The following is a 26,202-nucleotide window of genomic DNA, read 5'->3' as shown; positions in this document are numbered from 1 at the left end:
GCTTGAGCATGCGCCGCACGCGTTCGCGGCAACGACAATAAGGTCCTCGGGAGGGACAAGATGGCGACGATCGGTTTCATCGGCCTCGGGAACATGGGCCTGCCCATGGCGACCAACCTGATCAAGGCGGGGCACACCGTGCGCGGCTTCGATCTGTCGGAGGACCAGCGCAAAGCCCTCGAGGCGGCGGGTGGCGATACCGCCAGTTCGACCGAAGGGTGTGTCGATTCGGTCGAAATCGTCGTCTCCATGCTGCCGGCGGGGCCTCAGGTTAAAGCCGTGTATGGCGAGTCGATTCTGCCTAAGGTTGCCGACGGCACCCTCTTGATCGATTGCTCGACCATCGACGTGGCGACCGCCCGCGCGGTCGCTTCCGACGCCGCCGCCAAGGGGCTGGAGATGGTCGACGCCCCGGTCTCGGGCGGCACCACCGGTGCGGCTGCCGCGACCCTGACCTTCATGGTCGGCGGTTCCGAGACGGCCTTCGACCGCGCCAAGCCGATCCTGGAGGCGATGGGCAAGACCATCGTTCACGCCGGCGGCAGCGGCAACGGCCAGGCGGCGAAGATCTGCAACAACATGATGCTGGCGATCAACACGATCGGCCAGTGCGAAGCCTTCTCGATGGCGGAAAAGCTTGGTTTGGACACCGCCAAGCTGTTCGCCATCAGCTCGAAATCCTCCGGCCAGAGCTGGTCGATGACGGTGAACTGTCCGGTGCCGGGGCTGACCGAAACGGCGGCTTCCAACCGCGACTTCAAGCCGGGTTTCACCGCGGCGATGATGCTGAAGGATCTGGGCCTCTCCCAGGACGCCGCCGAGCAGGTCCACGCGCAGACTCCGCTGGGCGCGGAGGCCATGCAGTTGTTCCGGGACTATGTCGACCGCGGCCACGCCGACACGGATTTCTCGGGCATCATCAAGATGATCCGGGGCGACGGAGATTTCTAATTCATCGAAACGAGTTGCGTGTGTAGACGTGTTGGTCTAGACCCGTTGATGGGTGCGCGTCTCCAATGGTATCGGTTATAGGGACGAGTAGCGGCGGGATATGCGATGACAATGACGGATGATGTGACGGACCTCCGCCGCGAGTATTTGGACGCGATCAAGCTGATCGAGCGCCTTCACCGCCAGTTTCTGGAAGTGGTGAAGACCGAGCTTGATCGCATCGGCGTCGAGGATATCAACAACATTCAGGCCCTCATCCTGTTCAATATCAGCGATGAGGAACTGACGGTCGGGGAACTGACGAACCGGGGCTATTACCTGGGGTCGAACGTCTCCTACAACGTCCGCAAGATGGTGGAGAACGGCTACCTGGTGCAGGAGCGTTCCACCCATGACCGGCGGTCGATCCGCGTGCGTCTGTCCGACAAGGGCCTGGACCTGTGCAAGGAGATCGACGCCATGTTCGAGCGCCATGCCAAGGCGTTGCCGGGCGTGCCGGTCGAGGCGGGCAACCTGAAGACCGCCAGCACCTCCTACCGCGATCTCGAGCGGTTCTGGATCTCGCTGCTGAATTTCGGCCTGCGCGGCGTCTGATCCGGTCCGCGACGCGGCCGCTTCCAGCCTGACCGTCTTCCAAGTCTCTCCAGGGCGCAGCCTTTGGATCGATTGGCCTTGACCGATATTGCCGGGGCCGGATTTCCCTTGGACAGTCCCTGGGTGCTTTTCTAGAGTGCGCCGCACCGCGCCCGGGGCTCCGCTTCCGACGCGCGCGCAGATCCGCGCCGGACGGCGCGTCACCCGTTGTTGCCGAGGAACTCGATGCGCCTGTCCCGCTATTTCCTGCCGACCATGAAGGACACGCCCCGCGAGGCGGAGATCGTGTCCCACCGTCTGATGCTGCGGGCGGGGATGATGCAGCAGTCCAGCGCGGGCATCTATTCCTGGCTGCCGCTCGGCTTCAAGGTGCTGAAGCGGATCGAACAGATCGTGCGCGAGGAGCAAAACGCCGCGGGCTGGAACGAGGTCCTGATGCCGACGATCCAGCCGGCCGACCTGTGGCGGGAGAGCGGCCGCTACGACGACTACGGCAAGGAGATGCTCCGCATCACCGACCGGCACGAGCGCGACATGCTCTACGGGCCGACCAACGAGGAGCAGATCACCGACATCTTCCGCGCCCATGTGCGCAGCTACCGCGAGCTGCCGGGCCGGCTCTATCACATCCAGTGGAAGTTCCGCGACGAGGTGCGCCCCCGGTTCGGCGTGATGCGTGGCCGCGAATTCCTGATGAAGGACGCCTATTCCTTCGACATCGACAAGGACGCCGCCCGGCTGGCCTATAACCGCCAGTTCGTCGCCTATCTGCGGACCTTCGACCGGCTGGGGCTGAAGGCGATTCCGATGGCGGCCGACAGCGGTCCGATCGGCGGCGACATGAGCCATGAGTTCATCATCCTGGCCGAGACCGGCGAGAGCGAGGTGTTCTGCCACAAGGATTGGCTGACCACCGACGCGGTGCCCGCCGATGTCGACTACGAGGGCGACCTGCAGCCGATCGTCGATGCCTGCCTGGCGCGCTATGCCGCGACCGACGAGAAGCACGATGCGGCGAGCTGCCCGGTCGGCGAGTCGGATCTGGTCCATACCCGCGGCATCGAGGTCGGCCACATCTTCTATTTCGGCACCAAGTACTCCGCGCCGCTGGGCGCCAAGGTGGCCGGGCCGGACGGCAAGGAGACCGAGGTCCATATGGGCTCCTACGGCGTCGGCGTCTCGCGGCTGGTCGGCGGCATTATCGAGGCCAGCCATGACGAGAACGGCATCGTCTGGCCGGAACAGGTGGCGCCGTTCCATATCGGCCTGGTCAACCTGAAGGTCGGCGACTCGGCCTGCGACGCGGCGACCGAGGATCTGTACGCCAAGCTCGGCACGGCCGGCGTGGACGTGCTGATGGACGACAGTTCGGACCGTCCGGGTGCCAAGCTCGCCACCATGGATCTGATCGGTCTTCCCTGGCAGATCGTCGTCGGTCCGCGCGGTCTGGCGAACGGCGTGGTCGAGGTGAAGAACCGCAAGACCGGCGAGCGCGAGGAGATGTCTCCGGAGGCCGCGCTGAACCGGTTCGCCGGCTGACCGGCGGCCCGGTGACGATGCTGCACGCCACGATCTCGCCGCATATGGCGCCGACAGTGCGCGCCTTACACAGAGGGCGGGCATGATCTTCGGTGCATTCGAGCGGATGGTGGCCATGCGCTACCTGCGGGCGCGTCGCCAGGAGGGATTCATCTCGGTCATCGCCGGATTTTCCCTGCTCGGCATCGGGCTCGGGGTGGCCACCCTGATCATCGTCATGAGCGTGATGAACGGCTTCCGGGCCGAACTGATCGGCCGGATCCTGGGCCTGAACGGCCATGCCGGCGTCTACGCCGTGGACGGGTCGATCGAGAACTACGACCAGCTCGTCGTGGAGGCGGCCTCGGTGCCGGGCGTGTTCAGCGTCACCCCGCAGGTCGAGGGCCAGGCCATGCTGACCGCGAACGGTGTCGCCTCGGGCGGCGCCGTGCGTGGCATGCGGCCGAGCGACCTGATGGGCAAGTCGCTGATCGCCGACAACATCAAGGTCGGCTCCCTGGAGGGTTTCGAGGGCAAGGATGCCGTGGTGGTCGGCTCCCGGCTGGCCAACCGGCTGGGGCTGCGGGTCGGCGACCGGGTGACCCTGATCTCGCCGTCCTCGGCGGTGACCGTGGTCGGCAGCATGCCGCGCATGAAGGCCTATGAGGTCGTCGCGCTGTTCGAGGTCGGCATGTACGAATACGACAACAGCTTCGTCTACATGCCGCTGGAGGCGGCCCAGGTGTTCTTCCAGAAGGGCGACTCGGTCAACGCCCTGGAGATCTTCACGGTTGATCCGGATTCGCTGAAGGAGGTCCGGCTCAACATGATGCAGGCGCTGCCGCCGGAGGTGTACTTCCGCGACTGGCAGCAGCAGAACAGCAGCTTCTTCAATGCGTTGCAGGTCGAACGCAACGTCATGTTCCTGATCCTGACGCTGATCATCCTGGTCGCGGCCTTCAACATCATCAGCTCGATGATCATGCTGGTGAAGGACAAGGGCAGGGACATCGCGGTGCTGCGGACCATGGGAGCGTCGCGCGGGATGGTCACGCGGATCTTCTTCATGACGGGGGCGAGCATCGGGGTGCTGGGCACGCTGGTCGGCGCCGCCCTCGGCCTGCTCTTCGTCATCAACATCCACGCGATCCAGGACTGGGTGGAGACGGTGTTCGGCACCTCGGTCTTCCCGCCGGAGATCTACTTCCTGACCAACGTGCCGGCGAAGATGGACCCGACCGAGGTGATCGTCGTCATCGCCATGGCGCTTGGGCTGAGCTTCGCCGCCACGATCTACCCGGCCTGGCGGGCCGCCCGCATCGATCCGGTCGAGGCGCTGCGCTATGAATGAACCGCTGATGCCGCCGCCGGCGCCGCGCCAGGCGGGCAAAGACGGCAAGGCCCTGGTGCTCGAGGGCGTCACCCGGGTCTTCGGCATGGGCGACCAATCCCTGCGGGTGCTGCGCGGCATCGACATGACGCTGAACGAGGGACAGATCGTGGCGCTTGTCGGGCCGTCCGGCGCCGGTAAGTCCACCCTGCTGCACATCGCCGGCCTGCTGGAGCAGCCGACGAGCGGCAAGGTGCTGGTGGGGGGGCGGAACTGCGCCGAGCTGGGCGACGGCGAGCGGACGCGCTTCCGCCAGCGCACCATCGGCTTCGTCTATCAGTTCCACCATCTGCTGCCGGAGTTCTCGGCCCGCGAGAATGTCATGATTCCGCAGATGATCGCCGGTCTCTCCAGGCGCGAGGCGCGGGAACGGGCGGATCAGCTTCTCAACATGGTGGGCTTGAGTGAACGGGCGAGCCACCGTCCGGCGCGCCTGTCGGGCGGCGAGCAGCAGCGGGTCGCCATCGTGCGCGGCATCGCCAACGTGCCGCGGGTGCTGCTGGCGGACGAGCCGACCGGCAACCTGGATCCGCAGACGGCGGCGGATGTTTTCGCCCAGCTGACCCACATTGTGCGCGGCACCGGGCTGTCGGCCCTGATCGCCACCCACAACCTGGATCTGGCGGCGCAGATGGATCGGGTGGTGGAGCTCCGCGACGGACGGCTGGTCGAGCGGACCCTGTAAGTCCGCTCAGTCGATACCCCGCGCGCGCTTGATCTTGGCGAATTCGAGCTTCGCACCGGTCAGGTCGGCGTCGGACAGATCGGCGCCGTCCAGAATGCTGCCGGCGAAATTCACACCGTTGAGATCGGCTCCCCGGAAGCGGGCGAACAGGCTGCGTCCGGTCTTGTGACCGTCCGGGCCGATGATCTCGGCATCCTCGACCCGGGTGCTGATGAAGACCGACCCTGCCAGCAGCGCGCCGGCGAAGTTGGTGCCGGACGCCCGGGCGAACGAGAAATCGGTCTCTTCCAGGTTCGCGCCCTGGAATGACGTCAGGAACAGCTCGGAGCGCACGAACGCCGCGCCCTTCAGATTCGCCCCGTCGAAGCAGACGCCGCGCACGTCGCAGCTGGAGAAGTCCAGCTCCGCCAGGTCGAAGTCCTTCAGGTTGGCGCGGGCGCCCATGGTGCCGTTGCTGGCGATCCATTTGCTGTGCTCGCGCAGCATGACTTCGATCTCGCCCGGCAGCGGCCGCTGGCTGTCCCGGTGGATCGCCCCCATCATGTTGGCGGTCTCGACATTCGCCTTGGACAGGTCGACGTTGCGCAGATTGGCGTCGGTCAGGTTGGCGCCGCTGAGATCGGCGCCGTCGAGATTGGTGCCCGTGAGGTTGGCGTTCTTCAGGTTGCAGCCGGTCAGGTCGGCGCCGGACAGGTCGGCACCGGCCAGGTTCACCGCATGCAGAACCACGTCGTGGAACACGGCACCCTTGGCGCTGGCCATCGCCATGTTGGCCTCCGACACGTTCGCGTCGGTCAGGTCGGCGCCGTCCAGGTTGGCGTCCGCCAGGCTGGAGACGCGCTTTACCTCTTCGCCCCACTGCAGGATGTGGCCGGGCCGCAGGTCGGCGGCGCGGAGCTTGGCGCCGGACAGGTTCGCAAGCGTGAAGTTCGCGCCCCGCAGGTCGGCCTTGTTCAGACAGGCGTTGCGCAGGTTCGCGGCAGAGAAGTCACAGGCGAACAGGTCGGCGTTGGAGAGATCGGTCTCCTCCAGGGACGTCCGGGTGAAGGTCGACCCGGACAGCGTGGCCTGGTGCAGATTGATGCTGTCCAGGTTGCGGCCGTCGAACTTGGCCGACTTTAGCTGACAGCGCCGGCCTCCGGGTTCCCCACGCAAATAGGAAACATGCGCCCGGAACACCGCGTGGATGTCGGTCGGCGACTTCGACGGCTCGTTGGGCTCTGCGACGGACATGCCTGCAAATACCTCTGTAGAAGGGAGCCCCAGCATTCACCCGTGAGACTTAAAACAGTCTTAATTTCGATGGAGGAACACCAAAAAAATTATTATCTTTCCTGCCGTTTAGGTAGAATTTTAACTTAATTTAAATCAGAGGCTTTCCTTGCGGGGTCGCACGAATCCGCGGCGATTCCCGATCACCCGGGCGCAGCGACGGCGGCCGAAAGGGCGAAAGGTCCGCCGGTTCGGTCACCGCGGGTGACCTGGCAGCGGCCGTATGGGATGATCGCCGATCCCTTCGGAGGCCCCCCATGACTCACGCCGATTTCGTCCATCTCCGTGTGCATTCCGCCTATTCCCTGGCGGAAGGGGCGATCCACGCCAAGCAGCTGGTGAAGCTGGCCAAGCAGAACAACATGCCGGCTGTCGCCATGACCGACAGCGGCAACATGTTCGGCGCCCTGGAGTTCGCGGTCACGGCGTCGGGCGAGGGGGTGCAGCCGATCGTCGGCGTGCAGCTCAACATCCGCCGGCCGGTCGATACCGAGCGTAAGGGGCTGCGCGTGGTGGGCGGCCGCGACGTGCTGCCGGACCAGCTGCCGCTGATCGCCCAGAACGAGGCCGGCTACCGCAACCTGATGAGCCTGGTCAGCCAGGCCTTCCTGGACGGCACGGGCGAGGAGGCGCCGCAGATCTCCCTTGAGGACATGGAGGGCCGTACCGAGGGGCTGATCGCGCTCACCGGCGGCATGAAGGGCGGCGTGGGCCGGCTGCTGCTGGAAGGGCGCAGGGCAGATGCCGAGGCGATGCTGACCCAGCTTCAGGGGCTGTTTCCGGACCGGCTTTATATCGAGCTTCAGCGCCATTTCCTCGACGAGGAGAACCGGATCGAGGGACCGCTGATCGACCTGGCCTACGCCCGCGACCTGCCGCTGGTGGCGACCAACGACGTGTTCTTCGCCGATCCGGGCATGCACGAGCCCCAGGACGTGCTGCTCTGCATCGCCCAGAGCACGACCATCGGCAATCCGAAACGCTGGCGGGTGACGCCGCATCACCGCTTCAAGACGGCGGAGGAGATGCGCGAGCTGTTCGCCGACCTGCCGGAGGCGATCGACAACACGCTGGTGATCGCCCGGCGCTGCGCGGTGATGCCGGAGAAGCTGGCGCCGATCCTGCCGCGCTTCGAGACCGAGGGCGGCCGCACCGAGACCGAGGAGCTGCGGGCCCAGGCGGAGGAGGGGTTGCAGGGCCGGCTGGCCGCCCATGTCTATACGGAGGACATGGACGCGGCGGGCCGCGCGGCGGCGGCCAAGCCCTATCACGAGCGGCTGGCGATGGAACTGGGGATCATCGAGCAGATGGGCTTCCCCGGTTACTTCCTGATCGTGTCGGACTTCATCAAATGGGCGAAGGCGAAGAACATCCCGGTCGGCCCGGGCCGCGGGTCGGGTGCCGGCTCGCTCGTCGCCTATTCGCTGCTGATCACCGACCTGGATCCGCTGCGCTGGGGGTTGCTGTTCGAGCGCTTCCTGAACCCCGAACGCGTGTCCATGCCGGACTTCGACATCGACTTCTGCCAGGACCGCCGCGACGAGGTGATCCGCTACGTGCAGGAGAAGTACGGCCGCGACCGGGTCGCCCAGATCATCACCTTCGGTAAGCTCCAGGCCCGGGCCGCCCTGCGCGACGTCGGCCGCGTGCTGGAGATGCCCTACGGCCAGGTCGACCGGATCTGCAAGCTGGTGCCGAACAACCCGGCCAATCCGGTCACCCTGGAGCAGGCGCTGCAGACCGAGGAGGATCTGCGGGCCCAGCGCGATGCCGACGAGAACGTCGCCAACCTGATCAAGACCGCCCTGAAGCTGGAGGGGCTGTACCGCAACTCCTCCACCCACGCCGCCGGTGTGGTGATCGGCGACCGGCCGCTGGACCATCTGGTGCCGCTGTACCGCGATCCGCGCTCCGACATGCCGGTCACCCAGTTCAACATGAAATGGGTGGAGCAGGCCGGGCTGGTGAAGTTCGACTTCCTCGGCCTGAAGACCCTGACCGTGCTGCAGCGCGCCGTCGACCATCTGAAGGAGCGGGGAATCGAGATCGACCTGTCGAAGGTGCCGCTCGACGACGGGCCGACCTACGCCATGTTGGCCAAGGGCGAGAGCACCGGCGTGTTCCAGTTGGAAAGTTCGGGCATGCGCGACGTGCTGCGCCGCCTGCGCCCCGACCGTTTCGAGGACATCATCGCCCTGGTCGCCCTCTATCGGCCGGGCCCGATGGCGAACATCCCGAAATACATCGCCTGCAAGCACGGCGAGGAGCGGCCCGACTACATGCACCCGGTTCTGGAGCCGGTGCTGAAGGAGACCTTCGGCATCATGATCTATCAGGAGCAGGTGCAGCAGGCGGCCCAGCGGCTGTCCGGCTACACGCTGGGCGGCGCCGACCTGCTGCGCCGGGCCATGGGTAAGAAGATCAAGGAGGAGATGGACGCCCAGCGCGAGAAGTTCGTGAACGGCGCCGTCGAGCAGGGCGTGGACAAGGCCCAGGCGAGCGGCATCTTCGACCAGATCGCCGCCTTCGCCGGCTACGGCTTCAACAAGTCCCACGCCGCCGCCTATGCCCTGGTCAGCTATCACACCGCCTATCTGAAGGCGAACTACCCGGTCGAGTTCCTGGCCGCGTCGATGACCTACGACATGGGCAATACCGACAAGCTGAACGTGTTCCGCCAGGAACTGCAGAAGCTCAAGATCGACCTGATGCCGCCGGACATCAACAGGTCGCGCCGCGACTTCGCGGTGGAGCGCAAGGACGACGGCACCTACGGCATCCGCTATGCGCTGGCGGCGGTGAAGAACGTCGGCGGCTCGGCCATGGACGCGCTGGTCGAGCTGCGCGAGGCGGACGGGCCGTTCAAGAGCCTGTCCGACTTCGCCGACCGCGCCGATCCGACCCAGGTCAACAAGCGCCTGCTGGAGAATCTGGTGCGGGCCGGCGCCTTCGACCAGCTTCATAGGAACCGCGCGGAGCTATTTGAAAGCCTTGAGACAATTGTGCGCCACGTCAGTCTCGCGGCGAGCGAGCGCAAGTCCAATCAGGTCAGCCTCTTCGCCGTGGAGGGCGGCGCGCCGCAGGAACAGGACATCCGCCTGAAGAGCCGCCCCGAATGGCCGCAGATGGACCGGCTGAAGGAGGAGTTCGACGCGCTCGGCTTCTACCTGTCGGCCCATCCGTTGGACGCCTATGCGGAGAGCCTGGCGCGGCTGGAGGTGGTGTCCTCCACCGAGGCCCATGCCGCGGCGGTGCGCAAGGGGGGCCAGACCCGGCTGGTGCTGGCCGGCATCGTGGTCGGCCGGCAGATCCGCACCTCCAAGTCCGGCAACCGCTTCGCCTTCGCCCAACTCACCGACCGCACCGGCGTGTTCGAGGTGACGATGTTCTCCGAGGTGCTGGCCTCGTCCCGCGACCTGCTCGACGCCGGCGAACCGCTCCTGGTGCGGGCCGATGCGAGGATCGAGGACGACAACCTGCGCCTGCTGGCCTCCTCGGTGGAGCCGCTGGACAAGGCGGTGGAGCGCACCGCGGCCGGGCTGGAGATCTTCCTGCACGACACCTCGCCCCTGGAGACGCTGAAGAGCCTGATCCAGAACGAGGGCAGGGGCCGCGGCCGCATCCACGTGGTGGTGCCGACCGCCCGCGGCGACGTGCGCATCAAGCTGCCGGAGGCCTATCAGGTCTCCAGCCGGCTGCGCGGCGCGGTGAAGGCGCTGCCGGGGATCGACTACGTGAAGGATCTCTAGTCGGTTTCCACATCGAGAGACAGCGGCCCTTGCGGAGGGCCGTGGCGCAGGTACCGGTCGACGATCGTCGCCAGAGTTCTGGGAGCCACCGGGTCGGTCAGTCGGTGGAGACCGTCCAGCGACCACCATTGGAAGGCATCCAGCACGGTCGCTTCCACGGCGTCGGACATCGCCGGCTCGAAGCGGGGCGTGTGCACCGCGTAATACGCCTCGGTCTGGCAGTAGCGCTTCGCGCCGACGCTGAAGGTGTGCCGGCGACGCCAGAGCAGCGGGCCCGGCTCGAAGGCGGACAGCCCCACTTCCTCCTGCAACTCGCGCCGCAGGGCAGTGTCCGGCGGTTCGTCGCCTTCGATCCCGCCGCCGGGCGCGATCCAGAAGACCGGCCGGCCGGGCAGCCTGATCCGCATCAGAAGAACCGCCGCTTCGGGCGTTAGGAGGATTGCCCTCACGGCATTTCGGTGAATGATGTCCGTCATGCTGATCGCTTCCGCTCGCTGTCCGGCTGCTCTCTATAGCGGATCGGATTTCGGCGGTCAGTGTGCGCCGCGACGGCGCGGTCGCCGACTCCACGCACTCAAGGGACTATCATGAAACGCATCGCCATTCTCGGTTTCTCGCTGGAAAGCAACGCCTTCGCGCCGCCGTGCAAGCGCTGGGACTTCGAGCAGCGCGGGTATTACCGGGGGGCGGAAATCACCGAGCTGGCGCGCAAGGAGCCGTCGCCGCTCTATAACGGCATCCGCGGCTTCTATGCGGTGATGGACGAGAAATACGGCGTGGACGGCTGGGAGCCGGTGCCGGTCACCCATGCCGCCTCGCAGCCGGCCGGACCGGTGGAGGAGGGGTTCTTCAACGAACTGCTCGCCGAGTTCGAGGCGGGCCTGAAGGCGGCCGGCACACTCGACGGCGTCTATATCGCCGAGCATGGCGGGGCGACGGCGACCCATACCCACGACCCGGACGGCGAGGTCTTCGCGCTCGTCCGGCGCTGCGTCGGGCCGGCCGTGGCCGTGGTGGCGAGCCTGGATCTGCACTGCAACATCTCCGAGGTGATGATGGACAGTGCGGACATCCTGATCGGCTACCGCGAGAATCCGCATGTGGATATCTACGAGCGGGGCGCGGAGGCGGCGACCCTGATGGACGAGATGCTGACCACCGGGGTCAAGCCGACCGCCTACCGGGTGCGTCTGCCGCTGGTGGCGCCGTCCGTGACCCAGCTCACCGCCGAGGGACATCCTTACGGCGACCTGATCCGCCTGGGCCAGACCAAGCTGGACGACCGGGTGATGAACATCTCCATCGTCTCCGGCTTCGCCTTCGCCGACACCCCGAAGAACGGCATGACGGTGATCGTCACCACCCGCAACGACCCGGAGCACGCCAAGGCCCTGGCGATCGAGCTCGCCAAGGCCGGCTGGGCCGAGCATGAGCGCTATCAGACCAACATGATGGCGCTGGACGCGGCGGTGGCGAAGGCCAAGGCGGTCGGTGCCGACGCGGTGCTGCCGTCGCTGCTCTTCGCCGATCCGGCCGACAATCCCGGCGGCGGCGGGCGCGGCAACACCACCTATATCCTGAAGGCCTTTCTGGAGGCCGGCGTGCATGGCGCGGTCTTCGCGGTGTTCTACGACCCGGCCCTGGTCGAGCAGGCCCAGGCGGCGGGCGAGGGCGGCACCTTCCGGGCCAGGATGAACACGCAGGAGACGGCGAACTACTCCGACCCGCTGGAGTGGGACGCCCGGGTCGTGCGCCTGCATGACGGCGAGTTCGTCGGCCGCCACGGCATGGTCGCGGGCAAGAGCGTCAGCCTGGGCGACACCGCGATCCTGGCGCTGGACGGAATCACGCTGATCGTCATCACCAAGCGCCAGCAGTGCCTGTCCACCGACTTCATCGAGGAGCTGGGGCTGGACGTGGTCGGCGCGCGCTCCATCGTAGTGAAGTCTCGGGGCCATTTCCGCGCCGGTTTCCAGCACCTGTTCCCGCCGGAGCGGATCATCGAGGTGGACGTGCCGGGCCTGACCTCGCCGAACCTGGCGAATTTCGACTGGAAGGGCCTGCCGCGCCCGGTCTACCCGCTCGATCCGGAGACCACCTGGACGCCGCCGGTTTAGGGATCCGGGCTCCATTGCTCATACTCGTCTTCCCGGCCCTGTGCCGGGACCGAGGGGGCGGCGTGCTGGAGCAGCTCCGAGTTTTTCCCGACCGTTCCAGCAAGCTTTGCTCTGGGCCCCGGCTGAAAGCCGGGGAGATTAAGGGAGAGAGCCGCTTTCCGCCCTACTTCACCCCTCCAGCGAGTCCATGCTGAAGACCAGCACGCCCATGACCATGTCGACCCGGCGGCCGTTTTCGGCCAGCGGCAGGTAGAGCCTCTCCACCGTCACGAAATCCTTGGGAAACCGCAGGGACGGGCGGCCGATGCGATGGCTCGGCTTGCCCATCTCGAAGACCTGGTCGCGGTAGCGCCGGCTCTCGCTCAGCTCGAAATCCGGATAGATCTCGTCCAGGTACTTGCCCGTCGGCTCCTTGCCCAGGATGTCCACCAGGGCGGAGCCGAACAGCCGGTAGCGGTAGCGGCCGGTCTCCGCCTCGCGCTCCACCAGGGAGATGTGCGGCAGGATGCGGGGGATATCCACCGGATCGACATCGGCGCGGGCCGGGAGAAGATCACCGCGCTTCTTGCCGGCCCAGTAGGCATAGGCCTCGCGCACCAGAGGCGATCGCATGCGCGCAGACGTCAGCGCGCGTGAGATCATCACATCCTGCATCCGGTGGTCCCCTTAGGCCCGGGCCAATTCCCCGCAACCTACATACTTTAATTAGGGAAATTTACATAGCCGCCGCTCGGCCCGGCGCAGGGCGTCGGCCTCCAGGGTCACGGCGGCGCAGAAAGTCACGGTCATGGCCGAATTCGCCGGAGTCCGGCAGCGTGCTGTGCCGTCGGGCAGCACCTCGAACCAGGCCCGGGACTCGCTGCCCTGGATGTCCCGGTAGTCGCCCGTGACCGGCGGTGCGGCGAGCAGGCGGGCCCGGTCTTCCGGTGCCAGGGCCATGCGCTCGGCACTCGGCGGATAGCACAGGGATTCGGCGATCCGGTCGCCCAGCGGGTCGGCACTGGCGGAACCGGCGGCACAGAACAGACCGGCGGCCAGGGAGAGAGCCGCGGAAATCGCCGCTTTGCGTCCTTGCAAAACCGGCCTGCAGCCTGTAGAGAAACGGCCGCTTAAATCCGCACACGAGCACGCGTTCCCCCGAGCCCGGTTTCCGCCGGATCGGACGGCCCGCTCCGGTGTCGAGACCGTGTCTCGGCTATCGCTCGTGGAGGTTGAACCGGAAAACCCGAGGAAAGACATGACCGTCCCTACCTTTACCATGCGCCAGCTGCTTGAGGCCGGTGTCCATTTCGGCCACCACACCCGCCGCTGGAACCCGAAGATGGAGCCGTACATCTTCGGTGTGCGCAACAACGTCCATATTCTCGATCTGCGCCAGACCGTTCCGCTGCTGCATCGTGCCCTCGAGGCCGTGCGCGACGTTGTCGCCAACAATGGCCGCGTGCTGTTCGTCGGCACCAAGCGCCAGGCGGCCGACATGATCGCCGAGGCGGCGAAGCAGTCCGGACAGTACTACGTCAACCACCGCTGGCTCGGCGGCATGCTGACCAACTGGAAGACCATCTCCAACTCGATCCGGCGCCTGCGGGAGCTGGAGGAGCGTCTGGACGCCGGCGTCGGCGGCCTGACCAAGAAGGAGACCCTGGGCCTGACCCGCGAGCGCGACAAGCTGGAGCGCGCGCTGGGCGGCATCAAGGAAATGGGCGGCCTGCCGGACATCATGGTGGTGATCGACACCAACAAGGAGTCGCTGGCCATTCAGGAAGCCAACACCCTGGGCATTCCGGTCGTGGCCATCCTGGACAGCAACTGCGATCCCGACGGCGTCACCTACCCGGTCCCGGGCAATGACGACGCCATGCGCGCCATCGCGCTCTACACCGAACTGATGGGCCGGGCCGTGATCGGCGGCATCCAGGCCGAGGCGATGGCCTCCGGCGGCGATGTGGGCGAGAGCACCGAGGCACCGATCGAGCCGGCGCTCGCGGCTGAGGCCGAGGCTTCCGAGCCGGCCGAACAGCCCGCCGCCGAGACGCCCGCTGAGAAGCCGGCCGAGCAGCCGGCCGGCGCCTGACCCGACGACCGTCGCCCGGCTCCGTCCGGCGCGGCAGAAGACAACGGCATAGTCGAGGCGGCGGCCACCAGGGTCGCCGCCGTGGAACCTTACCAGCGACGAGGATTTAACCATGGCTGTCACGGCTGCTCTGGTGAAAGAACTGCGCGAGAAGTCCGGCGCAGGCATGATGGATTGCAAGAAGGCCCTGACCGAGACCGACGGCGATCTCGACGCGGCGGTGGACTGGCTGCGCACCAAGGGTCTGGCCGCGGCGGCGAAGAAGTCCGGCCGCGTGGCGGCTGAGGGCCTGGTCGGCGCCGCCGTCGACGGCACCAAGGGGGCGGTCATGGAGGTCAACTCCGAGACCGACTTCGTGGCGCGCAACGACACCTTCCAGAACTTCGTCGAGACCGTGACGAAGCTGGCGCTGGCGCATGGCGAGAACATCGAGACCCTGAAGGGCATCGCCTATCCGGAGACGGGCCGCACCGTCGAGGAGCAGCTGACCCACAACATCGCCACCATCGGCGAGAACATGTCCCTGCGCCGCGCGCGGGTGCTGTCGGTGACCGACGGTGTGGTCGTCCCGTATGTCCACAACGCGGTCCAGCCGGGCCTCGGCAAGATCGGCGTGCTGGTCGCGCTGGAGTCGACCGGCGACAAGGACAAGCTGAACGAGCTTGGCAAGCAGATCGCCATGCACGTGGCCGCCGCGGCGCCGCAGAGCCTGTCGACCGACGACCTGGATCCGGCCGCCATCGAGCGCGAGCGCGCGGTGCTGATCGAGCAGGCCCGCGACAGCGGCAAGACCGACGAGATCATCGCCAAGATGATCGAGGGCCGTCTGCGCAAGTTCTACCAGGAGGTCGTCCTGCTCGAGCAGACCTTCGTGGTCGATGGCGAGACCCGCATCTCGAAGGTCGTCGAGAACGCCGCTAAGACCGTCGGCGCGCCGGTGACGCTGACCGGGTTCGCCCGTGTTCAGCTGGGTGAGGGTATCGAGCGCGAGGAAAGCGACTTCGCGGCCGAGGTCGCGGCAACGCTCGCTCACTGACCCGAACGCCATAGCGGCAAGGAGAGACGCATGGCGGAGGACGGAAGCGGGGAGACGGCCGGCAATCAAGCCGACGGCCAGGGTCCCGTCTACAAGCGCGTCCTGCTGAAAATCTCGGGCGAGGCCCTCATGGGGGGCCTCGCTTACGGAATCGACCCGGAAATGGTCGACCGGGTGGCCGGCGAGATCGAGTCGGTCTCCAAGGCCGGCACCGAGGTCTGCCTCGTCATCGGCGGCGGCAACATCTTCCGCGGCATCTCCGCGGCGGCCGCCGGCATGGAGCGGGCCACGGGCGACTACATGGGCATGCTGGCCACGGTGATGAACTCACTGGCCATGCAGAGCGCCCTGGAGCGCCGCAACATCCAGACCCGGGTGCTGTCTGCCCTGCCGATCGCCGCGGTCTGCGAGCCCTATATCCGCCGCCGCGCCATGCGCCACATGGAGAAGGGCCGGGTGGTGATCTTCGCCGCCGGCACGGGCAACCCGTTCTTCACGACAGACACCGCCGCCGCCCTGCGCGCGTCGGAGATGGGCTGCGACGCGCTGCTGAAGGCGACCAAGGTCGATGGCGTCTATGATGCCGACCCGATGAAGGTTCCGACGGCGACGCGCTACGAGCGGCTGAGCTATATGGATGTGCTGACGCGCGACCTGAAGGTGATGGATGCCTCGGCGATCTCGCTCGCCCGTGAGAACGAGATTCCGATCCTGGTCTTTTCCATCCACAATAACGGGGCCTTCGCCGAGGTGGTCCACGCCAGGGGCCGGTATACGATCATTACGGAGTAGCAGAAGATGGCGGAACCCGATCTCGACGATATCCAGCGCCGCATGGATGGCGCCGTAACCTCTCTGAAGAGCGAGTTCGGCGGCCTGCGGACCGGACGGGCGTCGGTCAGCCTGCTGGATCCGATCATGGTCGACGCCTATGGCGCGAAGATGCCGATCAACCAGGTCGGCACGGTCAGCGTTCCGGAACCCCGGATGCTGTCGGTGCAGGTCTGGGACCGCGGCATGAGCAAGGCGGTGGAGAAGGCGATTCGCGACAGCGATCTCGGCCTGAACCCGCAGTCGGACGGCCAGCTCATCCGCATTCCGCTGCCCGATCTGTCGGAGGAGCGCCGCAAGGAACTCAGCCGCATCGCGGCGAAATATGCCGAGAACGCCCGCGTGGCCGTGCGCAACGTGCGCCGCGACGGCATGGACATGCTGAAGAAGGCGGAGAAGGACGGCGACCTCAGCCAGGACGACCGTCATCTGTACGAGCAGGAGATCCAGGAGCTGACCGACAGCCACGTCAAGGCGATCGACGAGGCGCTGGAGGCCAAGGAAAAGGACATCATGCAGGTCTGAGATGGTGGATGCCGCACCCTCCATCGGCGCCGGAGAGGCGGCCGCTCCCCTGCATGTCGCCATCATCATGGACGGCAACGGCCGCTGGGCTCGCGCCCGGAGCATGCCGCGTACCTTCGGTCACCGCGAAGGCGTGAAGGCGGTTCGCCGGGTGGTGGATTGCGCGCCGGAACTCGGCATCACCCACCTGACCCTGTTCGGATTCTCCTCGGAGAACTGGAGCCGGCCGCAGGACGAGGTGTCGGAGCTGATGAACATCCTGCGCTACTACCTGCGGCGCGAGGTGGCCGAGCTTCACAAGAACAACGTCCGGATCCGCATGCTGGGCGATCGCGCCCGGCTGTCCGCCGACATCGTGGCGCTGATCGACAATGCGGAGAAGCTCACCGCCGACAATACCGGCCTGTGCCTGAACATCGCGCTCAGCTACGGCAGCCGGGGCGAGATCACCAACGCGGTGCGCCGCATCGCCGAGGCGGTGGCGGCCGGGACGCTGTCGCCGGCGGAGATCGACGACGATACCGTCCAGTCCTGCCTCGATACCGGGGGGCTGCCGGATCCGGATCTGCTGATCCGCACCAGCGGCGAGCGGCGGATCTCCAATTTCCTGCTCTGGCAGATCGCCTATGCCGAGCTCGTGTTCACCGACGTTCTGTGGCCGGATTTCGACCGGGCGCATCTGGTCGAGGCGCTGGAGGACTTCTCCCGCCGGGACCGGCGCTACGGTCGGGCGACAGGATAGAGGGCGATCGTATGACGGCCGGCAAGGACGACGGACGGGAGGCTGCACCCGTTTCCGCGGCCCGTTCCGGCGACCTGCGCAAGCGTGTCGTGTCCTCGCTGGTTCTGGTCCCGGCAGCCGGGCTGCTGATCTGGGCCGGCGGGTCCGCCTTCGACATCGGCATTCTGTTCATCGCCGGGGTGATGGCCTGGGAGTGGGGCGCGCTGATCTCCGCCCCGTCGGACCGGCACCGCACGCGCCTGGTGCTGGCGATCGCCCTGCTGGTGTCCTTCGTGGTGGCCCTGCTCTTTCATGTGCCGGCCGGTGTGGCCTGCGCGCTGGTGGCGGTGCCGATTTCCGTGCTCCTCGCCCGCCAGCTCCGGGTGGTCGGGCCGATCTGGCTCGGTGTCGCGGTGATCGGCACCGTGTTTCCGGCGCTGGCGTTGGTCTGGATGCGCTCGCATATCGATTTCGGGCTGGAGACGGTGATCTATGTGATCGCCAGCGTCGCGGCGACCGACATCGGCGCCTATGTGGCCGGCCGGACCATCGGCGGCCCGAAGCTGATGCCCAAGGTGAGCCCGTCGAAGACCTGGGCGGGTCTGGCCGGCGGCATGGCCGGCTCGATGCTGGTGGCGGCCGTCTTCACGCTGCTGCATGCCGATGCGCGGGGGGCGGCCCTGGTGCCGCTGGCGATCGGCATCGCCCTGATCGCCCAGGCCGGCGATCTGCTCGAATCCGCCGTCAAACGGCACTTCAAGGTGAAGGACTCCGGCAGTCTCATTCCCGGACATGGTGGCATTCTCGACCGGGTCGACGGCATGATGACGGTTCTGCCCGTCGTGGCGCTGGCCATGTGGGTGAGCGGTAGGAGCGTTCTGCAGTGGTAGACCCCGTAGCAGACCCGAAGGTGGACGGCGTGCGCCGGATCAGCATCCTCGGCTCCACCGGATCTGTCGGTACCAGCACGATCGACCTGATCAGCCGCGCGCCGGAGCGGTTCGCCGTGACCGCGCTGGCGGGCGGGGCCAACGCCGACCTGCTGGCGCGGCAGGCGAGGGCGGTGGGCGCGCGGTTCGTGGCGATCGCCGACGAGTCCGCCTGGCCGGTCTTGCGGGACGCCCTGTTGGGAACCGGCATCGAGGCGGCGGCCGGCGAGGACGCCGTGCTGGAGGCCGGGCGGCGCGAGGCCGACTGGACCATGGGCTCGATCGTCGGCGCCGCCGGCCTCGCCCCGACCCTGGAGGCGGTAAGGCGCGGCGGGATCGTCGCCCTGGCGAACAAGGAATCGCTGGTCTGCGCCGGCCGGCTGTTCACCGAGGAGGCGGTGCGTGCGGACTGCCGCATCCTGCCGGTGGACAGCGAGCACAACGCCATCTTCCAGGTTTTCGACGACGCTCGGCGCGAGGGCATCGAGAAGATCATTCTGACCGCGTCCGGCGGCCCGTTCCGCACCCTCTCTCGCGACGACATGGCCCGCAAGACGCTGGCCCAGGCGGTGGCCCACCCGAACTGGTCCATGGGCGTGAAGATCTCCATCGACAGCGCCACCATGATGAACAAGGGCCTGGAGCTGATCGAGGCGCATCATCTCTTCGCCCTGCCGGAGGAGCGGATCGACGTGCTGGTGCATCCGCAGTCGGTGATCCACTCCATGGTCTCCTACGTGGACGGCTCGGTCCTGGCGCAGCTCGGCGCGCCGGACATGCGCACGCCCATCGCCCACTGCCTGGCCTGGCCGCGGCGGATGGACACACCGGTGGAGCGTCTCGACCTGGCGGCGATCGGCCAACTCAGCTTCTTCGCCCCGGATACCGAGCGGTTCCCGGCCCTGCGTCTGGCCCGCGAGGCGCTGCGCGCGGAAGGCGACGCGGCCTGTGTCATGAACGCGGCCAACGAGGCGGCGGTCGCGGCTTTCGTGGACGGGCGCATCGGTTTCACCGACATCGCCTCGGTTGTGGAGGAGACGCTGCAGCGCTGCCCGACCGAGGAGATCGGCGACCTGGAGGCCGTGTTCGCCGCCGACGGCAAGGGGCGGCGGATCGCCGGAGAGGTGATTGCCGGATTCGCAGGCGTCTCCATTGCGCAGGCCGGGGCGGCGATTTAAGTTCCTCGCTCAGGTTAGAGGACCGGATTGCGGGGGCGAGACGGTTTAGGGATACAGGGTTCGAATGATCGATATCATTGCCGATTACGCGCTGCCGTTTCTCGTGATCCTGACCGTTCTGGTCTTCGTTCACGAGTGGGGGCACTACTTCGTGGCCCGGCGCAACGGTGTGCGGGTCGAGGCCTTCGCCATCGGCTTCGGACCGGAGCTGTTCGGCTGGAACGCGAAGAGCGGCACCCGGTGGAAGGTCTGCGCGATCCCGTTGGGCGGGTATGTGAAGATGTTCGGCGATGCCGATCCGGCCAGCGCCGGCGCCGCCGACGACAGCGGCTTCACCGAGGAGGACCGGAGCGAGTCCTTTCATCACAAGAGTCTGGGCGCGCGCGCGGCGGTCGTCGCCGCCGGGCCCGCGGCCAATTTCATCTTCGCGATCCTGGTCCTGGCCGGCCTGTACATGTTCGAGGGGCGCCCCTACGCGCCCGCGGTGGTCGACAAGGTCATCGAGAATTCCGCCGCCGAGCGTGCCGGTCTCATGGTCGAGGACCGGGTCGTCAGCGCCGACGGCACGGAGGTCAGCCAGTTCTCCGACCTCAGCCGCATCGTGTTCGAGCGGCCGGGCGAGCCGATCCTGCTGGTGATCGAGCGCGACGGCGCCACCCGCGAGATCACTGTCACCCCGGACCCGATCACCGAAACCGACCGGTTCGGCAACGAGATCTCCTTCGGCCGCCTGGGTATCCAGTCTAACCAGACGACCGTGGAGAAGCTCGATCCGCTCAACGCCGTGATGGTGGCGACCACAGAGACCTTCTCGATCATCGAACAGACCCTGGACGCGGTCGGCGAGATGATCATCGGCGTGCGCGGCACAGAGGAGCTGGGCGGCCCGCTGCGGATCGCCGAGATGTCCGGCACCGTCGCCCAGAGCGGGCTGGTCATGACGCTCTGGTTCACCGCCGTGCTGTCGATCAATCTCGGGCTGATCAACCTGTTCCCGGTGCCGATCCTCGATGGCGGCCACCTGATGTTCTATGCGCTCGAGGCGGTCCGCGGCCGACCGCTGGGTGAGCGGGCGCAGGAATGGGCGTCGATCGCCGGGCTGAGCCTGGTTGTCATGCTGATGCTGTTCGTGACATGGAACGACCTGATGCGGTTCGACATCGTCGGCTATCTGGGCTCGCTGGTCGGGTAACCGCTTCGAGTATCTACGGTTTGCGGGGCCGGTGGGCGGGGCTATAGTCGCGCTCCCGGGGCGCTGCCGCGGAATGACATGAGTGCCGGTTCCTGCCGGCGGGGTGCTGACTTGACCACTGGGGACCGACCTTGCCCACACGATTGATCCGGTTTAGCCAGGTGGCGACGCTTGCGCTCACCTTGGCCCTCGGAGCGGCCCCGGCGGTGAAGGCGCAGTTCCTGAGTCCGAGCTCGAGCACGGTCACCGACGTCGTGGTCGAGGGCACCCAGCGCATCGATCCGGCCACGGTCCGCTCCTACATGCTGGTCCAGCCGGGCGACAGCTTCGAATCGGATCGGCTCGACCGGTCGCTCAAGGCGCTGTACGCAACCGGCCTGTTTGCCGACGTCAACATGCGCCGCGACGGCGGCACCCTGGTGATCAACGTCGTCGAGAACCCGATCATCAACCGCATCGCCTTCGAGGGGAACAAGCGGGTCGACGACGAGGAGCTCGACCGGGAAGTCCAGCTCCGCCCCCGCCTGGTCTATTCGCGCACCCGGGTGCAGCAGGACGTCCAGCGCATCATCGAGATCTATCAGCGCTCCGGCCGCTATGCGGTGACCGTCGAGCCGAAGGTGATCCGGCAGGATCAGAACCGCGTCGACCTCGTCTTCGAGATCGACGAGGGCGAGTTGACCCCGGTGCGGACCATCACCTTCCTGGGCAACCGCGAATTCAGCGATTCCACCCTGCGCGGGGTGATCCAGACCAAGGAGTACGCCTTCTACCGATTCCTCAGCTCCGACGACACCTACGATCCGGACCGGCTGAGCTTCGATCGCGAACTGCTGCGCCGCTACTACCTGGAGAACGGCTATGCCGATTTCCGGGTGCTGTCGGCGGTCGCCGAGCTGGCGCCGGACCGCGAGTCCTTCGTCGTGACCTTCACGGTGGAGGAGGGCGATCTTTACACCTTCGGTCCGACCGATTTCGAGGTGTCGCTGCCGCGCCTGGAGCCCGAGGCGCTGCGCGAGTTCGTGGCGACGGAAGAGGGCGAAACCTACGATTCCACCTTGGTGGACGATACGATCGACGCCATCACCGACTATCTGGGTACGCTCGGCTACGCCTTCGTGGACGTACGCCCGCGGGTGAACCGAGATCCGGAGAACCGCACCGTCTCGATCACCTATCAGGTGGGCGAGGCCAGCAAGGTCTTCGTCGAGCGTATCAACATCAACGGCAACGTGCGAACCCTGGATCGGGTGATCCGGCGCGAAATGAGCCTGGTGGAGGGCGACGCCTTCAACACCGCCAAGCTGCGGCGCTCGGAACGACGCGTCCGCAACCTGGGCTTCTTCAAGAGCGTGGACGTGCGGAATTCCGAGGGCAGCGCCCCGGATCGCACGGTGGTGGATGTCGAGGTCGAGGAGCAGTCGACCGGCGAGATTTCCTTCGGCATCGGCTTCTCCACGGCGGAATCGATCATCGGCGATATCGGCATCCGCGAGCGCAATCTGCTCGGTCGCGGTCAGGATCTGCGCTTCGGCATAACCGCCTCCGGCCGCTCGACCGAATTCGACGTGGCCTTCACCGAGCCGTACTTCCTCGACCGCGACGTGGCGGCCGGCTTCGACCTGTTCCGCATCGAGCGCGAGCTGAACGAAAGCTCCTATGACGAGCTGCGGTTCGGCGGCGTCCTGCGCGCCTCCTACACCCTGCAGCCGGACCTCACGCAGCAGATCAACTACCGGATCGAGCAGACCGAGATTAAGGACGTCGACGACGACGCGTCGCGCTTCATCAAGGATCAGGAAGGCACCCGCGTTATCTCCCAGGTCGGCCAGACCCTGACCTACGACAAGCGCGACAACCGCCTCGATCCGCGCGAGGGCTATATCGCACAGCTCACCACCGAGGTGGCCGGCGCCGGCGGCGACGAGCGTTTCTTCCGCACCCGGGTCAAGGGCGGTTACTATTATCCGCTGGACGATGTCTGGGGGCTGTCGTTCCTGGCCCAGGGCGGGTTCATCGTCGGTCTCGGCCAGGACGTGTCCATTGCCGAGCGCTTCTTCATCGGCGCCAGCTCGTTCCGCGGGTTCGAGCGCGGCGGCGTCGGTCCCCGCGATACGGCGACCGATGACGCGCTGGGCGCCAACAACTACTACGTCGGCTCCATCGAGCTCGCCTTCCCGTCGGGCCTGCCGAAGGATCTCGGCGTGCGGACGTTCCTGTTTACCGATGTCGGCAGCGTGTGGGGCGTCGACGAGAGCGGCAGCGACGTCGCGGATGCCACCTCGATCCGCGCCTCGCTCGGTCTTGGGATGTCGTTCACCACGGCATTCGGCACCATTCGTATCGACGCGGCCGAAGCCGTGGCGAAAGAGGATTTCGACGTTCCCGAGATTTTCCGCCTGAGCTTCGGCACGCGGTTCTGATCGTGCCGGGCCCGTGTCAGGGAAGGCAGGGCCGGTTCGTCCTCCAGGGGACGGCCCGCCCGGGAAGGAGAGCATGATGGTCCGGTCGCTCAGGCATGCCGCGGTGACCGTTTTCACCGCGGCCATGATGTGCTGGTGCATCGCCGGAACGGCGCTCGCCCAGGACAGCTCCAGTCCGTTCGCCGTCGTCGATGTGCAGGGCGCGTTGCGCAACTCCGACGCCGCGAAGGAAATCCAGGCGAAGATCAACGAGCGGCGCCAGGCGTATCAACGCCAGGTCACCGAGGAGGAGAAGGCGCTGCGCGCCAGCGAGCAGGAGCTTCAGCAGCTGCGCTCGACCCTGGCGCCGGAGGCCTACCAGCAGCGGCTGCGGGCCTTTCGCGATCGTGTGACGGGTGTCCAGAAGTCCGTGCAGGAGCGCCGGCGCGCCCTGGACCAGTCCTTCACCAACGCCATGAACAAGGTGCGCGACGTCCTGGTCTCGGTCATCGCCGAGATCGCCGACGAGCGCGGCGCCAAGGTGGTCCTTTTCAAGGATCACATCGTAATAGCGGAGAAGTCTCTGGATTTCAGCGACGAGGCCCTGCGCCGGCTGAACGAGCGGCTGCCGTCCGTCCCGGTCGATTTGCCGCCGCTGGACTGACGCACGGCAGGAGGGAGGACGACAGGACATGGTCGACAGCCGGTTCCACAACGTAGCGGGCCCCTTCACCCTGGGGCAGGTCGTCGAGATGACCGGTGCCGAGCTGCGCCATGGCGGCGACCTCGCGCGGCCGTTCCGGGATGTCGGCACTCTGGAGGGCGGTGGACCGGAGGATGTGGCGTTCCTGGAGAACCGTCGCTACGCCGCCAGCTTCCGCACGTCGACGGCCGGGGCCTGTCTGGTCACGCCGGAATTCGCCGATCAGGCGCCCGAGGGCATGGCGGTGCTGGTCACCGCCCTGCCGCGCCGCAACTACGCCCGGCTCGCCCGGCTGTTCCATCCGCAGGAGACCGCACCGGCCGGCGTTCATCCGTCGGCGGTGGTCCATCCGTCCGCGACGTTGGGTCAGGGCGTCGCCGTGGGTCCGGGGGCCGTGATCGGCGCCGCGGTGGTTCTCGGGGACGGCGCGTGGATCGAGGCCAATGCCGTGATCGGCGACGCGGTCGACATCGGCGGCGGCACGCGCATCGGTACCGGCGTGTCGGTGTCTCATGCGGTGATCGGCGCGCGCTGCTTCATCTATCCCGGCGCGCGGATCGGCCAGCCGGGATTCGGCTTCGAGATGGACGCCAGCGGACCGTTCCTGGTCCCGCAGCTGGGTCGGGTGATCATCGAGGACGATGTGGAGGTCGGCGCCAACACGACGATCGACCGGGGCAGCAATGCCGACACGGTCATCGGCCGGGGCTCGATGATTGATAATCTTGTACAAATCGGTCACAACGTCGTCCTCGGACGCGGCTGCATCGTCGTCGCCCAGGTCGGCATCTCGGGGAGTACCCGGTTGGGCGACCGGGTGGTCGTCGGGGGACAGGTCGGCATCGCCGGCCATCTGGAGATCGGAGGCGATGTGCAGATCGCGGCCATGTCCGGCGTCAACCGCAGCCTGCCAGGAGGAGCCGTCTATGGCGGCGCGCCGGCGATCCCGGTGCGCGAATGGCGGCGCCAGATCGCGGCATTGAAAAGGCTGGGCCAGGGCAAGTCCGCTCCCGGCTCGAAGAACGAGGGGTGAGGCGGAAAAGTCATGAATGATGCGGTGAACGAGCCGGTTGGCGGGTATCCGGATATCGACGTGATGCGGGTCATGGACCTGATCCCGCACCGCTATCCGTTCCTTCTGGTCGACAAGGTGGTCCAGATCGAGCCGAATGTCGGCTGCATCGGCATCAAGAACGTGACCATCAACGAGCCGTTCTTCGCCGGCCACTTCCCGCAGCGCCCGGTCATGCCCGGCGTGCTGATCATAGAGTCCATGGCCCAGACCGCCGGCTGCCTGGTGGTGGCGACCCTGGGGCCGGAATCCGAGGGCAAGCTCGTTTACTTCATGACGGTCGACAACGCCCGGTTCCGCCGCCCGGTGGTGCCCGGCGACCGCCTGGAGGTACACGTGAAGAAGTTGCGCAATCGTGGGAATGTCTGGAAGTTCGAGGGTCAGGCCAAGGTGGACGGTGTCCTGGTGGCCGAGGCGACCTATTCGGCGATGATTCTGGACAATTGAGGAGGTGGCCGTGGCCACGCAGATCCATCCGACAGCGGTGGTCGAGCCGGGCGCCCGCCTGGGTGAAGGTGTCCGGATCGGTGCCTTTTCGATCGTCGGTCCGGAGGTTTCGCTGGGCGACGGCTGCGTCCTGCACGGCCATGTCGTGGTCGGCGGCCGCACGACCATCGGCCCGCGCACCCAGATCTTTCCCTTCGCCAGCATCGGCCTGCAGCCGCAGGACCTGAAATACAAGGGCGAGCCGTCGACGCTGGAGATCGGCGCCGACAACGTCATCCGCGAGCACGTGACCATGAACCCCGGCACCGAGGGCGGGGGTATGGTCACCCGCATCGGCAACGGCTGCCTGTTCATGGTCGGCGTGCATGTCGGCCATGACTGCCAGGTCGGCAACCAGGTGATCATGGCCAACAACGCCACGCTGGCCGGCCATGTGACCGTTCAGGACTTTGCCGTGCTCGGCGGCCTGTCGGCGGTGCACCAGTTCGCCCGCATCGGCCGCTACGCCATGGTCGGCGGCGTCACCGGTGTGGAGCGCGACGTCATCCCCTTCGGCTCGGTCATGGGCGACCGCGCCCGGCTGTCCGGCATCAACATCGTCGGCATGAAGCGCCGGGGTCTGTCGCGCGACGAGATCCACGACGTGCGCAAGGCCTACCGCCTGCTGTTCGCCAGCGAGGGCACGTTCCAGGAGCGTCTGGAGGAGGTGGCGGTGGAATTCACGTCCTCCGCCCCGGTGATGGAGATCGTCGACTTCATCCGGGCCGATTCCTCGCGCAAGATCTGTCAACCGGAAGACGCCAACGATCTCTGAGA

The 26,202-nt window shown here is 66.8% G+C and carries 24 protein-coding genes; 20 read left to right on the top strand and 4 right to left on the bottom strand.

All coding sequences use genetic code 11. The features are described 5' to 3' along the window. Nucleotides 1–60 precede the first annotated feature (60 nt). From mmsB to BLS34_RS21020, 5 genes are all read left to right on the top strand, one after another. Nucleotides 61–951: a 3-hydroxyisobutyrate dehydrogenase gene (gene mmsB, locus BLS34_RS21040; protein WP_093153606.1), complete on the top strand. Its 891-nt coding sequence runs from the start codon at nt 61–63 to the stop codon at nt 949–951. A gap of 105 nt (nt 952–1,056) precedes the next feature. After that, entirely contained in the window at nt 1,057–1,545 is a 489-nt protein-coding gene (locus BLS34_RS21035) for a MarR family winged helix-turn-helix transcriptional regulator (protein ID WP_175474327.1), read from the top strand. A 225-nt stretch (nt 1,546–1,770) separates the two neighbouring features. Then, complete coding sequence (gene proS, locus BLS34_RS21030) at nt 1,771–3,084, top strand: proline--tRNA ligase (protein ID WP_028794571.1); 1,314 nt, start codon at nt 1,771–1,773, stop codon at nt 3,082–3,084. Nucleotides 3,085–3,166: 82 nt separating this feature from the next. Further along, nucleotides 3,167–4,414, top strand: a complete 1,248-nt coding sequence (locus tag BLS34_RS21025) for a lipoprotein-releasing ABC transporter permease subunit (RefSeq protein WP_093153603.1) — start codon at nt 3,167–3,169, stop codon at nt 4,412–4,414. Beyond that, on the top strand, nt 4,407–5,138 hold the full coding sequence (locus BLS34_RS21020) for an ABC transporter ATP-binding protein (RefSeq protein ID WP_093153601.1): 732 nt from the start codon (nt 4,407–4,409) through the stop codon (nt 5,136–5,138). The genes BLS34_RS21025 and BLS34_RS21020 overlap by 8 nt, the downstream gene beginning before the upstream one ends. Before the next feature lie 6 nt (nt 5,139–5,144). Here the strand turns inward: BLS34_RS21020 and BLS34_RS21015 are convergent, their stop codons facing one another. Then, entirely contained in the window at nt 5,145–6,371 is a 1,227-nt protein-coding gene (locus BLS34_RS21015) for a pentapeptide repeat-containing protein (protein WP_028794574.1), read from the bottom strand. A 296-nt stretch (nt 6,372–6,667) separates the two neighbouring features. Here BLS34_RS21015 and dnaE point away from each other — a divergent pair, with 296 nt between their 5' ends. Beyond that, on the top strand, nt 6,668–10,159 hold the full coding sequence (gene dnaE, locus BLS34_RS21010; RefSeq protein ID WP_093153596.1) for a DNA polymerase III subunit alpha: 3,492 nt from the start codon (nt 6,668–6,670) through the stop codon (nt 10,157–10,159). On the opposite strand, the gene BLS34_RS21005 is transcribed toward dnaE, so the two are convergent. Next, nucleotides 10,156–10,635: an NUDIX hydrolase gene (locus BLS34_RS21005; RefSeq protein WP_211228900.1), complete on the bottom strand. Its 480-nt coding sequence runs from the start codon at nt 10,633–10,635 to the stop codon at nt 10,156–10,158. The two genes, dnaE and BLS34_RS21005, sit on opposite strands and share 4 nt — an antisense overlap. Nucleotides 10,636–10,746: 111 nt before the next feature. On the opposite strand from BLS34_RS21005, the gene BLS34_RS21000 reads away from it, so the two are divergent. Continuing rightward, complete coding sequence (locus BLS34_RS21000; RefSeq protein ID WP_093153594.1) at nt 10,747–12,276, top strand: M81 family metallopeptidase; 1,530 nt, start codon at nt 10,747–10,749, stop codon at nt 12,274–12,276. A gap of 168 nt (nt 12,277–12,444) precedes the next feature. Here the strand turns inward: BLS34_RS21000 and BLS34_RS20995 are convergent, their stop codons facing one another. Both BLS34_RS20995 and BLS34_RS20990 read right to left on the bottom strand, forming a co-directional pair. Then, nucleotides 12,445–12,888: a PAS domain-containing protein gene (locus BLS34_RS20995; RefSeq protein WP_175474326.1), complete on the bottom strand. Its 444-nt coding sequence runs from the start codon at nt 12,886–12,888 to the stop codon at nt 12,445–12,447. 93 nt (nt 12,889–12,981) lie between these two features. Beyond that, on the bottom strand, nt 12,982–13,353 hold the full coding sequence (locus BLS34_RS20990; protein ID WP_093153590.1) for a hypothetical protein: 372 nt from the start codon (nt 13,351–13,353) through the stop codon (nt 12,982–12,984). A 160-nt stretch (nt 13,354–13,513) separates the two neighbouring features. On the opposite strand from BLS34_RS20990, the gene rpsB reads away from it, so the two are divergent. The 13 genes from rpsB (at nt 13,514) to lpxA (ending at nt 26,200) form a co-directional block, all read left to right on the top strand. Next, nucleotides 13,514–14,350: a 30S ribosomal protein S2 gene (gene rpsB / locus BLS34_RS20985; RefSeq protein ID WP_028794580.1), complete on the top strand. Its 837-nt coding sequence runs from the start codon at nt 13,514–13,516 to the stop codon at nt 14,348–14,350. Nucleotides 14,351–14,462: 112 nt separating this feature from the next. Further along, complete coding sequence (tsf, locus tag BLS34_RS20980) at nt 14,463–15,386, top strand: translation elongation factor Ts (protein ID WP_028794581.1); 924 nt, start codon at nt 14,463–14,465, stop codon at nt 15,384–15,386. 30 nt (nt 15,387–15,416) lie between these two features. Further along, nucleotides 15,417–16,178 (top strand): UMP kinase, encoded by a 762-nt coding sequence (gene pyrH / locus BLS34_RS20975; RefSeq protein WP_038014114.1) that lies wholly within the window; start codon nt 15,417–15,419, stop codon nt 16,176–16,178. 6 nt (nt 16,179–16,184) lie between these two features. Beyond that, the gene (frr, locus tag BLS34_RS20970) at nt 16,185–16,742 is read left to right on the top strand and encodes a ribosome recycling factor (RefSeq protein ID WP_028794583.1); all 558 of its coding nucleotides are present in this window, start codon (nt 16,185–16,187) and stop codon (nt 16,740–16,742) included. Between the two features lies 1 nt (nt 16,743). Further along, nucleotides 16,744–17,484, top strand: coding sequence for an isoprenyl transferase (locus BLS34_RS20965; RefSeq protein WP_028794584.1), 741 nt, complete (start codon nt 16,744–16,746; stop codon nt 17,482–17,484). Nucleotides 17,485–17,495: 11 nt separating this feature from the next. Further along, nucleotides 17,496–18,353, top strand: coding sequence for a phosphatidate cytidylyltransferase (locus tag BLS34_RS20960; protein ID WP_051244742.1), 858 nt, complete (start codon nt 17,496–17,498; stop codon nt 18,351–18,353). Then, nucleotides 18,347–19,570: a 1-deoxy-D-xylulose-5-phosphate reductoisomerase gene (locus BLS34_RS20955; RefSeq protein ID WP_245702110.1), complete on the top strand. Its 1,224-nt coding sequence runs from the start codon at nt 18,347–18,349 to the stop codon at nt 19,568–19,570. The genes BLS34_RS20960 and BLS34_RS20955 overlap by 7 nt, the downstream gene beginning before the upstream one ends. Before the next feature lie 64 nt (nt 19,571–19,634). After that, complete coding sequence (gene rseP, locus BLS34_RS20950) at nt 19,635–20,762, top strand: RIP metalloprotease RseP (RefSeq protein ID WP_093153586.1); 1,128 nt, start codon at nt 19,635–19,637, stop codon at nt 20,760–20,762. Between the two features lie 161 nt (nt 20,763–20,923). Then, entirely contained in the window at nt 20,924–23,185 is a 2,262-nt protein-coding gene (gene bamA / locus BLS34_RS20945) for an outer membrane protein assembly factor BamA (RefSeq protein ID WP_245702108.1), read from the top strand. A gap of 76 nt (nt 23,186–23,261) precedes the next feature. Then, entirely contained in the window at nt 23,262–23,828 is a 567-nt protein-coding gene (locus BLS34_RS20940) for an OmpH/Skp family outer membrane protein (RefSeq protein WP_245565604.1), read from the top strand. A 28-nt stretch (nt 23,829–23,856) separates the two neighbouring features. Continuing rightward, on the top strand, nt 23,857–24,900 hold the full coding sequence (gene lpxD / locus BLS34_RS20935; protein ID WP_028794590.1) for a UDP-3-O-(3-hydroxymyristoyl)glucosamine N-acyltransferase: 1,044 nt from the start codon (nt 23,857–23,859) through the stop codon (nt 24,898–24,900). A 12-nt stretch (nt 24,901–24,912) separates the two neighbouring features. Further along, nucleotides 24,913–25,386, top strand: coding sequence for a 3-hydroxyacyl-ACP dehydratase FabZ (gene fabZ / locus BLS34_RS20930; RefSeq protein ID WP_093153582.1), 474 nt, complete (start codon nt 24,913–24,915; stop codon nt 25,384–25,386). Nucleotides 25,387–25,396: 10 nt separating this feature from the next. Continuing rightward, nucleotides 25,397–26,200, top strand: a complete 804-nt coding sequence (gene lpxA / locus BLS34_RS20925) for an acyl-ACP--UDP-N-acetylglucosamine O-acyltransferase (protein ID WP_093153727.1) — start codon at nt 25,397–25,399, stop codon at nt 26,198–26,200. Nucleotides 26,201–26,202 lie beyond the last annotated feature (2 nt).

This window comes from Thalassobaculum litoreum DSM 18839, assembly GCF_900102465.1.
GTDB lineage: Bacteria > Pseudomonadota > Alphaproteobacteria > Thalassobaculales > Thalassobaculaceae > Thalassobaculum > Thalassobaculum litoreum.
Note: the sequence above shows the minus strand (reverse complement) of the source record. Positions and strands in the feature narration are given on the sequence as shown.